At 68.6% G+C, this 18,701-nt stretch carries 18 protein-coding genes and 1 tRNA gene; 8 read left to right on the top strand and 11 right to left on the bottom strand.

What is annotated here, in order from left to right:
* Positions 1-652: 652 nt before the first annotated feature.
* From ACWDNU_RS07415 to ACWDNU_RS07400, 4 genes are read right to left on the bottom strand one after another with little or no spacing between them, the layout of a single operon-like run.
* Positions 653-1,882: an alpha/beta hydrolase gene (locus ACWDNU_RS07415; RefSeq protein WP_449668144.1), complete on the bottom strand. Its 1,230-nt coding sequence runs from the start codon at positions 1,880-1,882 to the stop codon at positions 653-655.
* A complete protein-coding gene (locus ACWDNU_RS07410; RefSeq protein WP_378312107.1) occupies positions 1,879-2,124 on the bottom strand; it encodes a hypothetical protein in 246 nt (81 codons plus the stop codon). Before ACWDNU_RS07410 ends, ACWDNU_RS07415 begins: the two co-directional genes overlap by 4 nt.
* Complete coding sequence (locus tag ACWDNU_RS07405) at positions 2,121-2,741, bottom strand: VOC family protein (RefSeq protein ID WP_449668143.1); 621 nt, start codon at positions 2,739-2,741, stop codon at positions 2,121-2,123. Before ACWDNU_RS07405 ends, ACWDNU_RS07410 begins: the two co-directional genes overlap by 4 nt.
* 14 nt (positions 2,742-2,755) lie before the next feature.
* On the bottom strand, positions 2,756-3,502 hold the full coding sequence (locus tag ACWDNU_RS07400; RefSeq protein ID WP_378312111.1) for a maleate cis-trans isomerase family protein: 747 nt from the start codon (positions 3,500-3,502) through the stop codon (positions 2,756-2,758).
* Positions 3,503-3,664: 162 nt separating this feature from the next.
* Between ACWDNU_RS07400 and ACWDNU_RS07395 the strand changes: the two genes are divergently transcribed.
* From ACWDNU_RS07395 to ACWDNU_RS07370, 6 genes are all read left to right on the top strand, one after another.
* Entirely contained in the window at positions 3,665-5,773 is a 2,109-nt protein-coding gene (locus ACWDNU_RS07395; RefSeq protein ID WP_449668142.1) for a hydantoinase/oxoprolinase family protein, read from the top strand.
* A 19-nt stretch (positions 5,774-5,792) separates the two neighbouring features.
* Positions 5,793-8,114: a hydantoinase B/oxoprolinase family protein gene (locus ACWDNU_RS07390; protein ID WP_449668141.1), complete on the top strand. Its 2,322-nt coding sequence runs from the start codon at positions 5,793-5,795 to the stop codon at positions 8,112-8,114.
* An 11-nt stretch (positions 8,115-8,125) separates the two neighbouring features.
* On the top strand, positions 8,126-9,808 hold the full coding sequence (locus ACWDNU_RS07385; protein ID WP_449668140.1) for a (2,3-dihydroxybenzoyl)adenylate synthase: 1,683 nt from the start codon (positions 8,126-8,128) through the stop codon (positions 9,806-9,808).
* The gene (locus tag ACWDNU_RS07380) at positions 9,805-11,337 is read left to right on the top strand and encodes an FAD-dependent monooxygenase (protein WP_449668139.1); all 1,533 of its coding nucleotides are present in this window, start codon (positions 9,805-9,807) and stop codon (positions 11,335-11,337) included. The genes ACWDNU_RS07385 and ACWDNU_RS07380 overlap by 4 nt, the downstream gene beginning before the upstream one ends.
* Positions 11,338-11,356: 19 nt before the next feature.
* A complete protein-coding gene (locus tag ACWDNU_RS07375) occupies positions 11,357-12,091 on the top strand; it encodes a TetR family transcriptional regulator (RefSeq protein WP_449668138.1) in 735 nt (244 codons plus the stop codon).
* A gap of 331 nt (positions 12,092-12,422) precedes the next feature.
* On the top strand, positions 12,423-13,142 hold the full coding sequence (locus ACWDNU_RS07370; protein WP_449668137.1) for a FadR/GntR family transcriptional regulator: 720 nt from the start codon (positions 12,423-12,425) through the stop codon (positions 13,140-13,142).
* A 124-nt stretch (positions 13,143-13,266) separates the two neighbouring features.
* Here ACWDNU_RS07370 and ACWDNU_RS07365 read toward each other — a convergent pair whose 3' ends face one another.
* Together ACWDNU_RS07365 and ACWDNU_RS07360 are read right to left on the bottom strand one after the other, a co-directional pair.
* Positions 13,267-14,169 carry a tyrosine-type recombinase/integrase gene (locus ACWDNU_RS07365; RefSeq protein ID WP_449668136.1) on the bottom strand — a complete coding sequence of 301 codons (903 nt, stop codon included), beginning with the start codon at positions 14,167-14,169 and terminating at the stop codon, positions 13,267-13,269.
* Between the two features lie 134 nt (positions 14,170-14,303).
* Positions 14,304-14,377, bottom strand: a tRNA-Ile gene (locus ACWDNU_RS07360).
* Positions 14,378-14,531: 154 nt separating this feature from the next.
* Between ACWDNU_RS07360 and ACWDNU_RS07355 the strand changes: the two genes are divergently transcribed.
* Complete coding sequence (locus tag ACWDNU_RS07355; protein ID WP_449668135.1) at positions 14,532-14,792, top strand: hypothetical protein; 261 nt, start codon at positions 14,532-14,534, stop codon at positions 14,790-14,792.
* A gap of 31 nt (positions 14,793-14,823) precedes the next feature.
* Here the strand turns inward: ACWDNU_RS07355 and ACWDNU_RS07350 are convergent, their stop codons facing one another.
* Entirely contained in the window at positions 14,824-15,414 is a 591-nt protein-coding gene (locus tag ACWDNU_RS07350; RefSeq protein ID WP_449668134.1) for a TetR/AcrR family transcriptional regulator, read from the bottom strand.
* A 44-nt stretch (positions 15,415-15,458) separates the two neighbouring features.
* Here ACWDNU_RS07350 and ACWDNU_RS07345 point away from each other — a divergent pair, with 44 nt between their 5' ends.
* Positions 15,459-15,908 (top strand): SRPBCC family protein, encoded by a 450-nt coding sequence (locus ACWDNU_RS07345; RefSeq protein ID WP_449668133.1) that lies wholly within the window; start codon positions 15,459-15,461, stop codon positions 15,906-15,908.
* 42 nt (positions 15,909-15,950) lie between these two features.
* On the opposite strand, the gene infA is transcribed toward ACWDNU_RS07345, so the two are convergent.
* The 4 genes from infA to ACWDNU_RS07325 form a co-directional block, all read right to left on the bottom strand.
* Positions 15,951-16,172, bottom strand: coding sequence for a translation initiation factor IF-1 (gene infA / locus ACWDNU_RS07340; RefSeq protein WP_116202922.1), 222 nt, complete (start codon positions 16,170-16,172; stop codon positions 15,951-15,953).
* Positions 16,162-16,944: a GNAT family N-acetyltransferase gene (locus ACWDNU_RS07335; RefSeq protein WP_449668132.1), complete on the bottom strand. Its 783-nt coding sequence runs from the start codon at positions 16,942-16,944 to the stop codon at positions 16,162-16,164. Before ACWDNU_RS07335 ends, infA begins: the two co-directional genes overlap by 11 nt.
* Before the next feature lie 180 nt (positions 16,945-17,124).
* A complete protein-coding gene (locus ACWDNU_RS07330) occupies positions 17,125-18,057 on the bottom strand; it encodes an NADP-dependent oxidoreductase (RefSeq protein WP_449668131.1) in 933 nt (310 codons plus the stop codon).
* Positions 18,057-18,692, bottom strand: a complete 636-nt coding sequence (locus ACWDNU_RS07325) for a DsbA family oxidoreductase (RefSeq protein ID WP_449668130.1) — start codon at positions 18,690-18,692, stop codon at positions 18,057-18,059. The genes ACWDNU_RS07330 and ACWDNU_RS07325 overlap by 1 nt, the downstream gene beginning before the upstream one ends.
* Between the last annotated feature and the right edge of the window lie 9 nt (positions 18,693-18,701).

Here is an 18,701-nt window from a genome sequence, read left to right as displayed (position 1 = left end):
ACCCGCCGCCGAGAACCGGTCAGCGCGCACCCAGCCCGGCCTGGGCAGCACCTTCCGGCGACCTCGAAACCCTCGGTGAGATACCGCGACATTCCCAACCCGCATTGGCGTCCAGCCGCAATTTTCGCAGGTCAGCGGGTCCATACTTCGATCGCGCAGCTACCCTCGACGGCAGTTCCGCAGGCCAACCGGCGTGAGTTCGAATCCCCCGTGGGGCTCACGCGACCGGCTGAAGGCTTTGAGCCCCGATGGAATCGGCTCGGCTGATCGGGAAGCCCGCTGGCCAATCGCAGCAGTAAACGGTCACGCGACCTGAGCCCGCCGCAAACTCGCATCTGCAGGGCGGCATCGCTCTTTCTCGTCCGCGAGCTTCGCCGAATGTGGGGACTCAGCTGATCAAGCCGACACCTCGGCGGAAGCTCCGAGCAAGAACTGACCCGAATCGGCACGCTTGAGGCGAGGAGGCGTTCCTAGGTCCTCCCGTTGCCGCTGGGCAATCGCGATGCTTCCTCCGCAACTGCCATCGCAACCTCGCCGCAATGATCATTCTGTCGCATACTTCCTTCTGTTACAGGAAGAAATGTTTCAGGCAGGCGTCGCGCATCCGGCGCCCAAGTCTTGTCTTTCAGGCCGGGGACCAGTCGCGCCTTCGTCATCCGCGGAAGCGCCCCGCGAGCCATTCGCCGATCTCCGCCGCCGCGAGGCTGGCGCCGGTGGGTTCGCCGGGGCGGAGCGGGCCGCCGAAGTGGGTTCCGGCAACCCGGCGATGGTCGACGTCGTCGGTGCCCAGTGCGGCGACCATCGCCTTCGCATCGGCCGGGAAACAGGCTGCGTCGCCGGTGAGTTCCACGAACAGCGACGGGGTTCGCACGCCGGGAGCGCAGCGCAGGAAGTCGGCGTTGGTCGTGTTCGCCGACCAGGTCGACAGCCACGCTTCCGGGGTGACCAGGCGGGCGAAGCCGACTAGGCCGTAGTCGGTGAGGTCGGGGCGACGGCCGAACAGCGAGCCGTACGGGCGCTCGTTCGGGTCGAGGGACAGGTCGACGAAACGCAGGTCGGCGTCGGTTCGGTAGATCGTGAGCACCCGCGGTGCCACCGAAGCCCGACGGTCCGCGGGGTCTTGGGTGGTCTTGAAGCGGGCCCGTGCCTCGTCGGCGAGCGCGACTCGGGCGCGGGCTTCGGCGTCGATCCGGGCGATCCGGTCCGCTTGCGCGGCGCGGTAGCGCTCGACGAAGTCCGCGGAGTAGGCGGAAGACGTTGGGGGGACGGCGAAACCGTTGGCCGTCGCGAACGGGTCGAGGTCATCGAGCACGGACAGCGGGTCTGCTTCGTCGGCGACGGACGGGTCGATCAGCCGCTGCAGCAGCGCGCCCTGTCCCGGGTGCGGGGCGAGGAAGACGGCACCGTCGGGAAGAGGCAAATCGGCGGACGCCAGGTCGACCGGGCGGCCGGACGGGGCGGTGGCGATCCGGTGCTCCGGGGCGAGCCCGGCCTGCTGGTGGTAGAAGGCGAACAGGGTGCCGCCGCCGGAGTGGCCTAGGGTGATCCGGGAAGCGAATCCCTTGTCCCGCAGGAAAACCTGTCCGGCCGCGACGTCGAGGAGCGCCTGTTCGTGGATCAGGTTCAGGTCGTTGTTCGGCGATCGGGTGCCTTGCGTCCACACCGCGAAACCCCGCGCCAGCAGCTCCGGGACGAGCACGTGGTGGGTCGTGTCCATGCGGGGGTGCATGATCGACACGACCGTGCCGGCACCGGGCAGTGTCCGCAGCACGCCGGAGATCTTCGCGCCGTCGGCGGTGGCGAGTTCGTGCGCGGAAGTGATTGTGCCGGAAGGGATTTCGGCCGCATCGATGTACCGTCCGGCTCCAAGACGCGCGGTCATCGTTCTTCCAGCCGCAGTGCGTCCTTGTCCCACTGGGTGATTTTCGCGTCCAGCAGGCCCGCGAGGCTGCTGTACCAAACGGCGTGGCGGCAGCCGGTGGCGCGGCGATCGATGACGATCGGGCCTGGTGCGCTGACTTTGAAATAGGACCCGACCCGGTCGACTGTGACGGTGTCGGCCTCGGCAGCAACAGCCACGATCGGCTGGTTTTCTGGGACGTCCAGCAAGAACACGGCGGTCATCGCGCGGGCACCTCCGGAGCCGAAGCCCGCTCGACGATCAGCTCAGCCTTCCGGACCAGCAGCGCGTCCATCGACGGCGCGGGGCCGGACACAACGTCGACCAGTGCGTCGATGGTGATGTTCGCGTCGAGGTCCTCCTGCGGCGTCACCGGGCGCAGGGCGCGGGTGATCTCGACCATGTAGCCGTTGGGGTCGTGGGTGTAGATCGACTCGATGGTCTCGTGCTGGATCTGCATTTCGACCGGCCACTCGCTCCCGTCGAGGCGGCGGCGGTACTCCAGAAGGTGCTCCTCGCTGTCCACGTGGATCGCGAGGTGGCGCGAGCGGACGAAGAACAGCGGCACGTCCTCGGAGAACTTCGCGTACACGTCGCCCTGCGGGCCGCCGTCGAACTGCTCAAGCCCGAAGTAGTAGAAGAACGCGAGCCGGTCGTCGTTGCCGATGTCGAAGAAGAAGTGGATGAAGTCCGGGTGCTGCTCCGGACCCCAGCCGGCGGCGCAGATCGAGTGCACCACGGGGAAACCGAGAGTGTCCCGGTAGAAACGGACTGTCCCCGCCGGGTCGAAGGTGGGGAAGGCGACGTGGTCGACGCCCTTGACCAGATGTGCTTCGGACATGCCGGTTCTCCTTTTCAGACGGTGGCGTGGGCGCGCAGGAGGCTGCCCGCGCCGTCGATCGAGACGTCGAGGCCGAGGCTGCGCAAAATGCTGTACGCGCCCGCGGTCGCGGCGGACAGGACGGGAATCCCGAACTCCTGCTCGGCGGGCTCGATCAGGCTGAGCGAGGGCATCTGCACGCAGCAGCTGAGCACCAGAGCGTCCACATCGGACAGATCGAGCGACCGCGCGGCCGCCATGACCCGGTCGCCGGGGATACAGCCGACCTCGTTGTTGTCGGACACTTCGAGCGCGCGCCAGTCGGCGATCTCGAAACCCTCGGCTTCGAGGTACTCGACCACCTGCTGCGCGAGCGGCTTCAGATACGGCGTCACCAGGGCGACCCGCCGGGCGCCGAGCGCGCGCAGGCCCTCCGCGAGCGCACCCGCGCTGGACCGGACGAGGGCCTCGGACCCGCCGGTGGCGAGCTGTTCGGCGACGGCGGACTCGACCCGCCGGTGCTCCCCCGGGCCGCCGACCATGACGGCCACCAGGCACGCGTACAGGATCACCTCCGGCGAAGCGTCCGCGATCTCCATGACGCATCGCTCGCGCTGGGCGTTCATCGCAGCGAGGCCCGCCGGCGAGACGGTGTGCATGCGCATCCGCGTCGAGTGGAAGGAGAAGTCCGCGGAGGAGTGCCTCGCGAGCAGCGCCGGCATCTCGGTCTCGACGGTGACGTTGCTGCTCGGTACGACGAGCCCGATCCGGTGGGTGCTCATGAGGATCCCTTCAATTCCTTGCGTCTGTGACGAGTATTCGACGCGAGCGTCGATCAGTCAAGCCGTTCCGCTTGACTTCTTCTGCGTCAGCGTCGAATAATCGTCGTAGTAGTCGAACCAGTGATCTGAGTCACCTGGATCAGTCAGCTCAAGGGAGAGCGGATGGCATACGTAATCGGAGTGGACGTCGGCGGCACGTTCACGGACGCCGTCCTCGACGACGGCGAAGGCCTGCTGATCGCGGGCAAGACCCCCTCGACCCCGCCGGACTATTCCGACGGCGTGATGGACGTGCTCGGCGTGCTCGCGGAGCAGCTCGGCGTGCCGGTGGCGGAGATGCTGGCGGACACCCACCACATCGCGCACGGCACCACCTCGTCGCTCAACGCGCTGGTGATGAACCGCGTCCCGGACATCGGCTTCCTGACGACCAAGGGCCACCGCGACTCGATCTACATCATGAACGTCGAGGGCCGCTATCTCGGGCGCGCTCCGGAGGAACTCCAGAACCCCATCGCGCAGAGCAAATCGCACGGACTGGTCCGCAAGCGCCACGCGCTGGAGGTCACCGAGCGCGTCGACCGCGACGGCCGGGTCGTCGTCCCGCTGAACGAGGACGAGGTCCGCGACGCGGTGCGCGCCCTCGTCGCCGACGGCATCTCGGCGATCGCGGTGTCCCTGCTGTGGTCGTTCCGCAACCCCGCGCACGAACAGCGGATCCGGGAGATCGCGCACGAGATCGACCCCGGCCTGTTCGTGGCGATCTCCAGCGAGGTGTCCCCGCGCATCCGCGAGTTCGCGCGCAACGCGACCACCATCATGAGCACCCAGGTCGGGCCCGGCCTCCGGGACTACCTCGGCGAGCTGGAAAGCAAGCTGCGCAAGGAAAACCTGTCCGGACCGCTGCTGGTGATGCAGAGCAACGGCGGTGCCGTCGCGGCCGCCGAGGCTCCGGGCAACGCGATCTCCACGGTCGGCTCGGTGCTCACCGGCGGCGTGGTCGGCGCGGTGTCGCTCGGCGAGCAACTGGGCCACCGCAACATCATCGCCACCGACGCGGGCGGCACCACCTTCCTGGCCGGGCTCGTCGTCGACGGCGAACCGGTGCGGTCGTCGACCACGATCATCAACCACCATCCGATCAACGTGCCCACGCTGGAAGTGCACGCGATCGGCTCCGGCGGCGGCGCGATCGCATGGATCGACGCGGGCGGCAATCTGCAGATCGGCCCGCACAGCGCGCAAGCGGTCCCCGGCCCGGCCTGCTACGGCAACGGCGGCACCGAACCCACGAACACCGACGCGAACCTGGTCCTGGGGATCATTCCGGAGCGCGGTCTCCTGGGCGGGCGACGGGCGCTCGATGTCGGGCTCGCCCGCGACGCGATCCGCACCCGCATCGCGGAGCCGCTCGGGCTGAGCGTCGAAGAAGCCGCCGCGGCGATCTACGAGGTGCAGAACGCACAGACCGGCGACCTGCTGCGGAAAACCGTGGTAGAGGCCGGACACGACCCGCGCAACTTCATCGTCTACGCCTTCGGCGGTTCCGGGCCCGCGCACTGCGGTCTGTACGCGCAGGAGATCGGCGCGACCGATGTCGTGGTGCCGCTGGGCCAAGTCGCCTCCGCGTTCTCCGCGTACGGACTCGCCTCGTCGGACATCGTGCTGGCCAAGGAACTTTCCGATCCCGCGGCGCTTCCGCTGGACCCGGCCCGCGTGCAGCGCAACTTCGAGGAGCTCGAAGCCGAGGTCCGTGCGCTGCTCGAACGGCAGGGCATGCAGTTCTCGTCCGTCGAAATCGAGCGAGAGATTGACATGCGCTACACGATGCAGCTGGCCGAGGTGGCGACCTCGATCCCCCACGGAGAACTGGCCGCCGAGGACGTGGCCAAGGCGGCGGATCTGTTCGAGACCCGCTACGCCGCGCTCTACGGCAAGGACAGCGGATTCCGCGAGGCGGGCATCCAGGCCATCACCTATCGCGTGCGCGGCACCGGCGTCCTGCCGTTTTCGCCGACGCTGCCGGAACTGGAAAAGGCCGATTCCGCGGACGCCGCCGCGGCTCTCACCGGAACCCGGAAGGTGTGCCTCGGCGCCAGCCGCGGCTACGCCGACACCGCCATCTACGACTACACCAAGCTCCGGGCAGGCCACGTGCTGCGCGGTCCCGCGGTGATCGAGGTGCCCACCACCACCGTCGTGGTCCCGCACGACACCACCGGAACCATCGACCGGCTCGGCAACCTGCACATCGCGCTCGAGCGGGCCTGAGCGACCAAGGAGAACTGGCATGACCGCACCGATCCCCGGCTCGGAAATCTTCTCCAGCCGCCCGCTCGACCCGGACGCGCTCAGCCGCGCCGTCGGCGGCACCGTCCCCCTGCACACCGTCACCCAGGAGCAGATCGACGCCGTCGACCCGCTCACCTACGAGGTCATCCGGCACCGGCTGTGGTCGGTCACCGACGAGATGGGCGAAGCGCTCAAGCGCATGTCCGGTTCCCCGATCGTCACCGACGCCAACGACTTCGACTTCGCCGTCAGCGACGAGGTGGGCCAAGAGGTCCAGGTGGGCCTCTACAACACGATGCTGGTCGGCGCGGTCGACCTCGCGATCTACTGGACGCTGGAGAACCGCTCGGAGAACCCGGGCATCGCCGACGGCGACATGTTCCTCTGCAACGACCCGTGGGTCGGCGGCGGGCTGCACCAGAGCGACGTCATCGTGTACCAGCCGATTTTCCACGAGGGCAAGCTGTTCGCGTGGACCAGCGCCATCTGCCACGAACCGGATCTCGGCGGCTCCGGCCTCGGCTCGTTCGACCCGGGGGCCAAGGACGTCTTCTCCGAATCGGTGCCCACACCGCCGATCAAGGTGGTCCGCGACAGCGTCCTGCAGCGCGACGTCGCCGACGCGTGGACCCGCCGCTCGCGCGTGCCGATGCTCGTCGGCCTCGATCTGCGCGCCAAGATCGGCGCCAACACCGTCGGCCGCGACCGGCTCCTCGCAGTGATCGCGCAGTACGGCGCGGACACCGTCAAGGCCGTGATGAAGCGGATGATGAACGACTCCGAATCGCGGCTGCGCGCCAAGCTGAGCGGGCTGCCCGACGGGACCTGGAAGGCCACCGGCTACCAGGACCAGGCCTCGACCGGCGACCGCGGGCTGCACAAGATCACCGTCGCGATGACCAAGTCCGCCGACCGGCTGATCTTCGACTTCACCGGCACCGACCCGCAGACCGGCGTGATCAACTGCACCTACGCCGGCATGCGCGGCGGCGTGATGCTCGCGCTGCTGCCCATCCTGGCCGGGGACATCCCGTGGGCCGCGGGCGGGCTGATGCGCTGCTTCGACCTGATCTCCGAAGAAGGCACGATCAACAACGCCACCTTCCCCGCCGCGGTCAGCCGGGGCCCGATCGGACCGGCCTGGCTCACCGGGAACCTGATCGCCGAATGCCTCGCGCAGATGCTCGACCGCGACGTCGACCTCGGCAAGAACGTCCAGGCCTCGTGCTGCGGCACCTGGGACACCGCCATCGTCGCCGGGCTGGACCAGCGCGGCGAGCAGCCGGTGCCGTTCCTGAACATCATGATGGAGCCCATGGCGGGCGGCTACGGCGCGCGCCCGGTGGCCGACGGCATGGACACCGGCGGACTGTTCTGCATCCCGATGGGCCGGATCCCGGACACCGAAATGACCGAATTCCTCTACCCGCTGCTGACGCTCTGGCGCCGGGAAGAGCCCGACTCGGGCGGTCCGGGCCGCATGCGCGGCGGGGTGAGCGCTTCGCTCGCGGTCACCCCGTACGGCAGCAGCTTGCCGATGGGATTGGTGTTCGCTTCAGCGGGGAAGGCGGTAGCGCAGAACGGTGGCCTCGCCGGCGGTCTCCCCGGCAACACCGGTCTCGAAATCCTGGCGCGCGATTCCGGGGTGCAGGAACTGCTCTCTTCGGGTCAACTGCCCGGCAGCCTCGACGAACTGAACGGCACCAAGGAAATCGGCGCCTGCTACGCGGAGAGCTACCTGGCTCCCGGCGAGGTGCTGTACATGCACTGGCAGGGCGGCGGAGGCTACGGCGATCCGCTGCGGCGCGAGGCCGACGCGGTGGCCTGGGACGTGACCAACGGCAAGGTGACCGCCGAGGGCGCCCGCACCAACTACGGCGTCGTGATCGCGAACGGCGAACTCGACCAGGCGGCTACCGCCGACTTGCGGGCGAGCATGCTGGACGAGCGGCGCGACCGTTCCGAGACGCCGCTTTCCCAAGAGGCGACGGTGGATCTGCGCAACGCGCGCCGGATCGACGACAACCTGGCCGAGGTCTCCATCGGCGAGGCCCGCGTGATCGCTTGTGCGCACTGCGGCCGGCTGCTGGGCGACACCAAATCCGGCAAGCTCTCGCTGGCCCGCTACGAGGGGCCGTCGAGCACGGCGGGACCACAGGTCGTCTCCGCTCCGTCGGAGTACGTGGACGCCGAGGTCGTGTTCCGCCAGCAGTGCTGCCCGGGCTGCTGGTCCGCGGTCTACTCCGGAGTCGTCCCGGCCGACCACCCCGACCACGTCGGCGAACTGACCGCGCTGCTGCCCGCCGCGCCGATCGACTGAGGAGCCGTTCAGTGACCGCATCCGACTGGGACGGGCGAGTCGTCCCGTACCCCGCCGATCGCGCCCGCCGCTACCGGGCCAGCGGCGAATGGAGCGACGCGCCGATCAGCGCGCGGCTGCACGAATCCGCGCTGCGGCACGGCGATCGCCCCGCGCTGATCACCGCCGAAGGCACGCTCAGCTACCGTGAGCTCGACGAGCGCACCGACCGGATCGCCGCCGCACTCGGCGGACTCGGCCTGCGTCGGCTCGATCCGGTGCTGTTCCAGGCGACCAACCGGACGGCGACCGTGCTGGCCTGGTACGGCTGCCTCAAGGCGGGCCTGGTGCCGGTGGCGACGCTGGCGCAGCACCGGATGCACGAGATCGGCCACATCAGCCGCAAAGTCGGCGCGGTGGCGCATCTGGTCGAAGCCGGGCTCGGATTCGATCTGGTCGAGTTCGCCCGGCGCGCCGCCGACGGGCACCCGACGCTGCGCACCGTCCTCACCGTCGGTGCGGCGGCTCCCGGCACACATCGCATCGAGGACCTCGGCGCCGACCTCGATCCGGCGAAGGCGCGGGCGTTTGTCGAAAGCGTCGAGGCCGAAACCGATCCTCAGGACGTCGCGGTGTTCCAATTGTCCGGCGGGACAACGGGAGTGCCGAAGGTGATCCCCCGGATCCACGCCGAGTACTGGAACAACGCCCTCCTCTACGCCCAGGCACTGGGCTGGGACGCCGACACCCGGCTCGCGCACCTCATCCCGATCATCCACAACGCCGGAATCTCGTGCGCGCTGCACGGCGCCCATTCGGTCGGCGCGGCCCTCGTCCTGGCCACCCCCGACCACGTCGCCGCGTTCGCGCTGATGGCTGAGCACGGCGTGACCGACGTGCTGATCGGGCACGGCCACTACCAGGCCGTCCGGTCCGCCGAATTCGACCCGGTCCTCCGCACGCTCCGGGGCACAATGCTGTCGGGAGCGAAGGTGCCGGCGGAACTGTTCCGGCGGGTCGACGACGGCGGGACACGCTGGGCCGGGCAGATGTTCGGGATGTCGGAAGGCATGTTCCTGGTCGGCCGGTCGGGCGATCCGGAATCCGCACGGAGGACGACCGTCGGCACGCCGATCGCGCCCTCGGACGAGGTCCGGATCCTCGAACCGGGCACCGAAACCGAAGTCCCGGACGGCACCGTCGGCGAGCTGTGCTGCCGCGGCCCGTACACCATCCCGGGGTACTTCGACGCGCCCGAGCACAACGCGACCGCGTTCACCTCGGACGGCTTCTACCGCACCGGAGACCTCGCCGCGGTCCACGTCGTCGACGGCAAGCGACATGTCTCGATCGAGGGCCGGATCAAAGACCTCATCAACCGCGGCGGCGAGAAGGTCAACGCCGAGGAGGTCGAGGTGCTGCTGATGAAGCACCCGGAGGTCGCGGTCGCCTCGGTGGTCGCCATGCCCGACGCGCGGCTGGGCGAGAAGGCCTGCGCGTTCCTGGTGTCCGCGACCGGCACGACCCTGACCATGCCCGAGGTGCAGCAGCACCTGGACGCGCTCGGCGTCGCCAAGTTCAAGTGGCCCGAACGCCTGGTCTGGGTGCCGGAGCTGCCGAAGACCAACGTCGGGAAGATCGACAAGAAACGCCTCCGGGCCGCCGCAGCGGCGCCGCTCGCGGCCGAAACGACCCCGCAAGGAGCCGGAGCATGAAGCTCGACACCATCGCCGTCCTCGGCGGCGGGCCGGGCGGGCTGTACGCCGCCCGCCTGCTCAAACGCAGTCATCCCGGCGCCGAGGTGACCGTCTACGAACAGGGCGTGCCGGACAAGACCTTCGGATTCGGCGTCGGCCTGGCGTCGCGGACCCAGCGGAACCTGCGGCTCGCCGACGAGGAATCGCTCGACAGCATCGTCGCGGCGGCGCACGGGCACGAGATGTCGATGCGCGTCGGCGACTCCGAAGTACGTCTCGCGCACGGCGAACTGCTCGCGATCGGCCGCGCGACCTTGTTGGCCGTACTGCAAAAACACGCCGAAGCCGCCGGAGTCGAACTGCGCTTCGGCGAACGCCGCGCGGTGGCAGAACTCGATGCCGACCTCATCGTCGCCGCCGACGGGATCTCGAGCGCGACCCGGACCGAACTGGCCGGGGAGTTCGGTCCGGAAACGGCCGAAGGCGAGGGCTTGTATTTGTGGTGCGGCACCGATTTCGCGTTGCCGAGGGCAATCTTCACTCCGGTCGTCACCGAGCACGGCACGTTCGTCGCGCACGCCTATCCGTATGCCGCCGACCGCAGCACTTTCCTGATCGAGACCGACGAAAACACGTGGCGGCGAGCGGGATTCGACGTTTCCACCCGCGAGACTCCCAACGGAGAGAACGACCAGCCGTCGCTCGATTACCTCCAGGAGGCGTTTTCCGATACCTTGCAAGGAAACCGGCTGATCGGCAACCGCACCAGGTGGCTCCGGTTCCGCACTATCCGGTGCCGCCACTGGCACACGCGAAATGTGGTGCTGCTCGGCGACGCCGCGCACACCGCGCACTACTCGATCGGCTCCGGTACGAAGCTCGCCATGGAGGATGCGATCGCGCTCGACCGCGCGGTGCTCGCCGCCGGAAACCTCGACGACGCCCTCACCGCGTACGAGGCGGAGCGGCGGCCCGCCGTCGAACACCTCCAGGACATCGCCGAGCGCTCGATGGCGTGGTGGGACTCGTTCCCGGACCGCTTGTCGATGCCCGTGGAGCAGCTGATGGTCGCCTACATGACGCGGGCCGGGAAGGTCACCGTCGACCGGTTCGCCGAGTCCGCTCCGCAGGTCGCCGTCCCCGGCCTCGCGGCGTTCGGCGGGGTCGGGACCGACGAGGTCCCTTCTCCAGCCGCGGTCACGGAGTGGATCCTCGACCAGCCGCTGGCCTCGGGCGGGCACCAGTTCCCCTGCCGCACCGCCCCCGAGGCACTGCGGGCCGCGGCCGGAACGCTCCCCGTCGAGATCTCGGTCCGGCCGTGGAGTCCCGAAGCGGCCGAGCTGATCACGGGCCTGCCGCCCGCCGCCGCGTACTGGCTGACCGGTCCCGGCGACCGCGAAGCAACGCTCGACCGGCTCGATGTCGGCGAACGGATCCGCCGCGCGACCGGCGCGCTCCTGGTCGCGGACGTGCCCGCCGAGTTCCGCGCCGTCGCCGCGGGCGCGCTCGCCAGCGAGCGTGTCGATCTCGTGGCCTTCACCGGGTGATGGACTAGCCTTGGCCGCTATGACTTCCCCTGCCGCCGACCCGCCGCCCAAGCGTCGGGGCCGCCCGAACGTGCGGCGCGAACTCGTCGAACGGGAGATCAAGGAGAACGCCGCGCGGCTGTTCGCCGAACGCGGGGTCGCCGGGACCACGCTGCAGGACATCGCCGACGCGACCGGCCTGACCCGCCAGGCGGTCTACCACTACGTGGCGAGCAAGGACGACCTGTTCGCCCAGCTGGTCAGCGAAATCGCCGACCAGCCCGCCCAGCTGCTGCACGAGATCAACGCGCTGGAAGGCCTGGACCCGGTCGCCAAGCTGCGCCGCATGGCGCGGTCGCTGGCGCTGAACCAGATGGCGGACCCGGACCGGTTCCGGCTGATGATCCGCTCGGAATCGGATCTGCCCGAGCACCTCGCCACGTCCTACCGGGCCAGCCGGCGGCGCGTCCTGAAGGAACTCGTCGAGGTGATCGACGGCGGCATCGCCGACGGAAGCTTCCGCAACGTCAACGCGCGCACCGCGGCGCTGGGCGTGATCGGCATGCTCAACTGGATCGCCTGGTGGCACCAGGACGGCGGGGACGACCAGGAGACGGCCGACCAGCTCGCGGAGATGGCCGTGCGCACCGTCCGGAGCGACGACCGCACGCCGGAATCCCCGACTGTGGAAGGGATTCTCGCCAACGTCCGGGTCGAACTGGACCTGGTCGAGCGCTTGGCGGGTGGCACCGGGGACGACCGGCCGCCGCACTAGCCCCGGGGCCGCGGTGGTGCGGGTCCTGCCCGTCCGAGGCCGGAAACCGGGACCTCGGCGGGCGGGGCTCACCCGGCGGACCCGAGCAGATCGTCGGAGATCGCGCGGAGCTGGGCCAAGCAGGTCCTCGCCCTCACCGCAGAGGTCGTCAAACGGGGTTCTGCCGATCAATCTTCTCAAGCTCGCCGTCGGCGCGCCGGAACGACCACAGCGGACCACAAGATCTCAGACAGGTTCGTCGCCCCGAGCGGCGCGTCAGCCTCCTCGAACTCGCGAGCGCTCGGCGAGCCAGGCAGGATCGTCCCACGGCACGCAGGCTTAAACTACGTCCGTGACTGCGAACGAGCGTGCGCCTGTTTCAGGCGACACGCTGCCCGGCGATGGGTCCTCTCGTGCTGAACGTGTCGCGAAAGCGATTGCCGATCAAGCCCGCAGCATGGAGCCCGGTTCGCGGCTCGGCACCAAGGAAGCAGTCCGGGCCAAGTGCAAGGTGTCGGTCGGCACGTTCAACGAGGGACTGCGGCTAGCGCATTCCCGGGGTGTCGTGGACGTTCGGCCCGGCCCGGGCGGCGGGCTGTTCGTGGCACAACCGTCGCCGATGGTCCGCTTGGGAAACGCTGTCTTGGCCCTGGACAGCACTGGGCAGGATGTCGCGTACGCGCTGAGGATGCGGAACGCGCTGGAGTCCTTGGTGATCGACGATGCCGTCCGCTTCGCCTCTGGCCGTGACCGGCGGCGGCTGGGATCGCTGCTCAAGCCCATGAGAAACGCCGTGGACGAGGACGATCCTCTCGCCTACTTGCAGGCGAACTGGGCGCTCCACGCCGCGATCGCCGAGATTTCGCCGTCGCCCATCCTGCGATCGGTCTATCTGGCTCTTCTTGACGTCATCCAGAACCACACGGTGGCCGTCATTTCGGAGGGGCCGGGCACGATCGGCCAGATGGCCGATCGGCTCAAACTCCACGAGGAACTCGTCGACGCGATCGTGAACCGAGACGCGGACCGCGCTGCCGAACTGGCCGGGCGGCACTCCATCGAGTCCGCGTAACCGCCGCTGGCAGCGAAACAACAGCTCGGAGTTCGTTCCGGTTCGGAAGCTGTCTGTTCGACGAGCACGACGTCCCGAACCTCGGCCGCATAGCTGCTCTTTCCTCAGCCGTGCCCGGAGATCATCAGGTCCGCCAGGTCCTCCGGTTCGAGGAGGGAGGGTGGTGGCGGCGGACCCCAGGTGAAGAGACCGCGCGCGCCTTCAAGCACTTCCGGCGTCCACAACGCGTCTTCCGGGATGCAGTCCATGTCGCTGTGATACTCGGCGAAGTTGCCCGCCGGGTCCTTGAGGTACCAGAAGAAGTTGCTTCCCGCGTAATGCCGGCCCAAACCCCACGCGTGCCGGAGCGGCCGAGCCAGGCCGCGACGGTGCGTCTGCCGTACCGGTGACGTGCGCGAGCACGGAAGTAGCATCGGAGCGCTTCCGCGGTCGCCGGATTGAAGGGTACGTCACGCGCGCGACGCCCCTTCCCCAGAACGCGAACGACATCGACGTCGAAATCGAAGCTGCCGCGCTCCTGTTCCGCTGGATTTGCCACCGTCAACAGCGACAGTTCGCCGACCCGGACTCCGCAGTCGACCAGCACCAGAATGATCGCCCGGTCCCGGAGTTCGACAAATCCTTTCCCTTTCGTAGTGGCAAGCAGCGCTTTCAACTCGTTTTCGCGCAAGACCGTCGGAGGATTGTCCGGGACGTGCGGCACCTCCTCAAGCCAGCGCCAGAACTGCTGCAAGCGCCGATACTGCTTGGCGATGCAACTGTGCGACAGCGACTCCCCGGTGCGGAAATTCGGCCGTTGGCCGAGATATTCGAAATACCGCTCCAGCTCCCGACGACCGATGTCGGGAGCCACCATCGAGATGTCTTCGTCGTCGAAGTAGTTGACCAGCATGGCCATGCTGTCGAGGTAGGCCTCGATCGTAGAGTCGGCGCGACTCTTGGCCTTCAGCTGCGGTCTCCAGTCCGAGACGAGCTCCCGGATGTCATCGGGCTCCAGCACCTCCAGCGGCGCCTCAACGGCGGTCATGAAAACAGGCTTACTCGAACAATCCCTTGGGTTACCAGCGCTGTGCTCGTCTCCAGCGCGTCCGGGAGACCTCAGACCAAGATCGTTTTCGAGGCTGTTTTCGCAGGTCAGACCCTACATAAAGGGTGGCAGAGTGGGCCGGGTCGGGCTCGAACCGACGGCCAAGGGATTATGAGTCCCCTGCTCTAACCAACTGAGCTACCGGCCCCTGGGTTCGCTTCCGCAGGTCGATCCCCCCAGTTCAGGTCAACTTAGCACAGGGCCCGCGCGGGCCGGGGAGTGTAGGCCGATCGGGTCGGGAGTCCTCGCGAGAGCCTCCGGTCGCCTAGATTGCTGGGGTCGGGTCCCGAGAGGAGACCGCCATGCCCATCCCAGGACGGGTTCCGCTCGCGCTTCTCGATGCTCTCGCCGCCGGGCTCGGGCTGGGGTATCTCGCCCGCGTCTACCGGGACACCCTGATTTCGCACGGACCGGTCCTGTCGATCGCCGCGGTCGTCGTTGCCGCGGTAATCGTGGTGGCATGCCGGGGATACCACGTGCTTCGCAGTGCGAATAGCCGTCTGGACGCGATAATCGCGGACGAGCTGTCCCGTCGTAAGCCGTCGCCGCGACCTCGGCGGTGAGCGCGGGATCCGTTGCGGCGGCGGGGGAAAATCACTTTCCCAGCTCGATAATGGCACCGTACAAGCCGGGGGCGAGCGCGTCGGCGAGACCGCCAGGTGGCACCGCTTCGCGCAGAAGGTGCAGCCACGCGAAAACTGAGCCGAGCAGCATCGCGTGCACTGCGGGCACTTCGGGTCGCCGCACGAGTTCGCCGCGGGCGATCGCGCGGTCGAGCACTTCGGCCAGGTAGGCGCGTTCCCGGATCAGGAAAAGCTCGCCGAGCCGGGCGGTGGGGGCGTCTTCGGCGCGGAGGTCGGCGAGCAGGCCGGGCAATGCGTTTCGCACTTGCGGTCCGTCCAAAGCGGACTGAATGTCAGCGAGAACGCTTGCCACGTCACCGCGCAGGGTGCCGGTGTCGGGCGGCGGCGCCAGTGCGTCGTCGTGCACGACGGCCGCGAACACGAGTTCCGCTTTCGACTTCCAGCGCCGGTAGAGCGCCGCCTTGCCGACCCCGGCGCGCGCGGCGATCGCGTCGACTGTGCACCGCTGGTAGCCGACCTCCTCCAGCAGTTCGTTGACCGCGGTCCGCACCGCCTCGTCGATCCCCTGCTCCCGCGGCCGTCCGCGCCGGTTGTGCGTCATAGCGCACAGTTTACGAGACTGACAGTTCCGTATATCTTCGGGGCATGACTTGGGACAAAACCTCCGCCCGGACCCTCGCCGTCGACCCGGCCGCGCTCTGGGACGTCCTCGCCGACGTCGAGAACTGGCCGCGCTGGGACCCGGACGTCGCGCGCGTCGTCCTGCACGGGCCGATCACTGCCGGATCGACCGGATTCCTTTACCCCAGCGGCGGGTTCCGCGGCAGCGTGCACGCGAAGATCGCGAAGGACTTCACCTTCACGAGCTGGCGGCCCGGACACGAGTTCACGCTCTGCCAGCCCGTTCCGCTCGGGAGGATGGACCTCCGGCTGAGCGTCGCGGCCGTCCCCGGCGGGGCCGAGCTGACCCAGCGCGTCGTCCTCGACACCCCGCTGCGGGCGGTGATGGTGCGGATCATCGGCGCCGACATCGTGGCGAACTTCGGCCGCAAATGCGACGCGCTGACCAGGCTCGTCACCGCGAAAACGAGCTGACCGTCCTTGCGGTCCCGACCGGGACCGCAAGGACGGACCGGACTAGTTCCGGTACCGGAACAGGATCCGGCCCCGGTCGAGGTCGTACGGGCTCAATTCCACCAAAACCCGGTCATACGGCACGATCTTGATGAAGTTCTTCCTGATCTTGCCGCTGATGTGGGCCAGCACGTGGTGCCCGTTCGCCAGTTCGACGGTGAACCGGGCGTCGCGCAGGCACTCGACCACGGTTCCCTCGACTTCGATCCCGCCCTTACCGGCCATGGCGCATCAGCTCCACCGTGCTGTTCGCCCGCCGCGCGCCGACGCCCTCGAACAGGGCCGTCGCCGCCGCGTTCGCCTCGTTCACCTCGGCCGACGCTGTCTTGATCCCCGCTCGGTGCAGGACGTCGAGCGTATGAAGCAGCAGCCCGCGCGCGATGCCGCGGCGTTGCCGATCCGCCCGGACGGCGATCAGCCCGATCCGGGGCAGGCGCGTCACCTGGACCACGCGGATCAGGCCTACGTACTCGCCGTCCTCCACAGCGACGGCGTACTTCGACGGATCGACGACAGTGTCGCCAGCCAGGCGCGGAATGACCTCAGCTGGCATTTCCGACCAGCCGACGGTCGCCTCGACCTCAGCACGAATGACACGGTCCAGTTCGCGCAACGGAGCCTCTTCCGCGGATCCGGCGGGCACGAACGCGACGCCCGGCGGCGGGACAACCGGGCCCGGGTCGGTGGGCACGACGTACTCCCACTCGCGCCGGCGGATCGTCAGACCGGCCTGCTGCCAGCCGTCCAGCAGTTCGCGGTCGGTCTCGTCGACCACGGTGTGGAGCGGGTCCGGCAGCGCGGCCAGCATTTCGCGGGCGAGCTGGTCGAAGACGGAGCGGTGCCAAGCGTCGATGCTCAGGAATACCCGTCCGTCGGGGCGGGTGGTGGCCTCGCCGCGACCGGCCAGCTTGCCGTCGTCCAGCGCTTGCCACAGTCCGGGTTCGGCCCGGGTGATGCTCACCGCGGGTTCGCCCGCGGTGAAACGCACAGTGTCCATGATGGTCACCTTTCGGAGTGCCTTCTGTTCAAGGCGCTCCTGGCAACCCCTACGTCAGTCGCCCGACCGTGACGACACGGGGAGCACCCACATCGAAACAGCGTTCATGGGGCTCACCTCCCGGTGTCGAGTCACGGTCGTGGCGAACCATAACGGCGCCTGACGACCCCGTCCACCGATTTAATTCGTCCGCAGCACTACCTTGCCGCGACCGTGCCCGACGGCCACCTCGCGATGGGCGCTCGCAGCGTCCTCGAGCGGGTACTCCGCCCGGACGGTGACCCGCAGTTCGCCTCGCGCACACAGGTCGAGCAGCTCGCGGAGCCGCCGGGCGGATCGGTCGCTGGTGATCCACTGTGCGCCGAGTTCCGCGGCCAACGCTGGCTCCACAATGGACCCGATCCGGCCGCGATCAGCCACGATCTCCGCCGCGGTGCGCAGGCTTCCGTGCCCGGCCGTGTCGAAAGCGAGGTCTATACCATCTGGAGCAGCTTCCCGTAGGCGGTCGATTTCGCCTTCGCCGTATATCACTGGTATGGCACCAAGTGCGCGGAGATATTCCTGATTCTGCGCGCTGCCGGTCCCGATCACGCGCAGGCCGCGGTGACGCGCCAACTGAACCGCCATCGAGCCGACGCCACCAGCCGCGCCGTGAATCAGGATCGTCTCGCCAGACCGTGCGCCGAGCCGCTCCAACGCAGTGTGCGCCGTCTGTCCGGACGCGGACAACGCTCCCGCTGTCAGCCAATCGACCTTCTCCGGTTTGAGAGTCACTTGACTGGCTGGCGCACTAACGTACTCGGCGTAACAGCCCAGCACCCGGAACCCGGCAACCTGGTGTCCTGTCTCGAATTCAGTCACCCCAGCGCCGACCTGGACGATCGTCCCGGCGAACTCATTGCCCAGAATCTGCGGGAATTCGATGGTCGCCCCCGGCGGCGTCCAGCCGTCCCGGATCGCGACGTCGGTCGGCTGAACACCAGCAGCTTCGACGCGCACCAGCACTTCTCCCGGCCCCGCGACCGGCGTCGGCAACTTGTGGACGGTCAGCCGTTCAGCAGGCCCGAACTCGTCGATCGCGGCAGCTCGCATCACCGTCGGAATCCCGGACATCACGCCACCGCCTTCGCTGCCGACCGGACGAATTCCGTCAGTTCCGCGACGCTGCGCGCCCCGGCGAGAAGACGGTCGCCATGCACAACCTTTGGCACAGAATGAATCCCGCGCGACTGTCCTTCTTCGTGATCCGCCAACACTTCCGTCACGTAGTCCTCATTCTCGCCGAGCGCGAGCACCTCGTCACGCTCCAATCCAGTTTTCAAGTCCGCCAGCACAGTCCAATCCGCCACATCGAGGTTGTCCCGCAGATGCGCGGCGAACATGGCTTCCCACGCAGGAGTTTCGGCGAGTCCTCGCGCGGCGGCCAGCTTGAGCACGCGATGCGCGGGCCGGGAATCGAGCGCCCACGCGGTGTCCATGCGAATCGTCAGCCCGTCCGCGCGCCCCGCCTGCTCGATCCGGTCCCGGCGGCGTCCCCATTCCGCCTCGCTGATCCCCCATTCGACCGCCGCGACCTCGCCGATCCGCCGCCGCTGCGGGCCAGGGCCTTCCGGCGCCAGCAGAAAACTCCGATGGTCGATCCGCGCCGGCACGCCGGACTCCGCGATCGCTTGCGCGAGGCGGCGATGCCCCATCCAGCACCACGGACACAACACGTCGGCCCATACCCGCAGGGTCGTAGTCGTCACAGAATCCCT

It is taken from the genome of Amycolatopsis sp. NPDC003676, from assembly GCF_053587275.1.
Note: the sequence above shows the minus strand (reverse complement) of the source record. Positions and strands in the feature narration are given on the sequence as shown.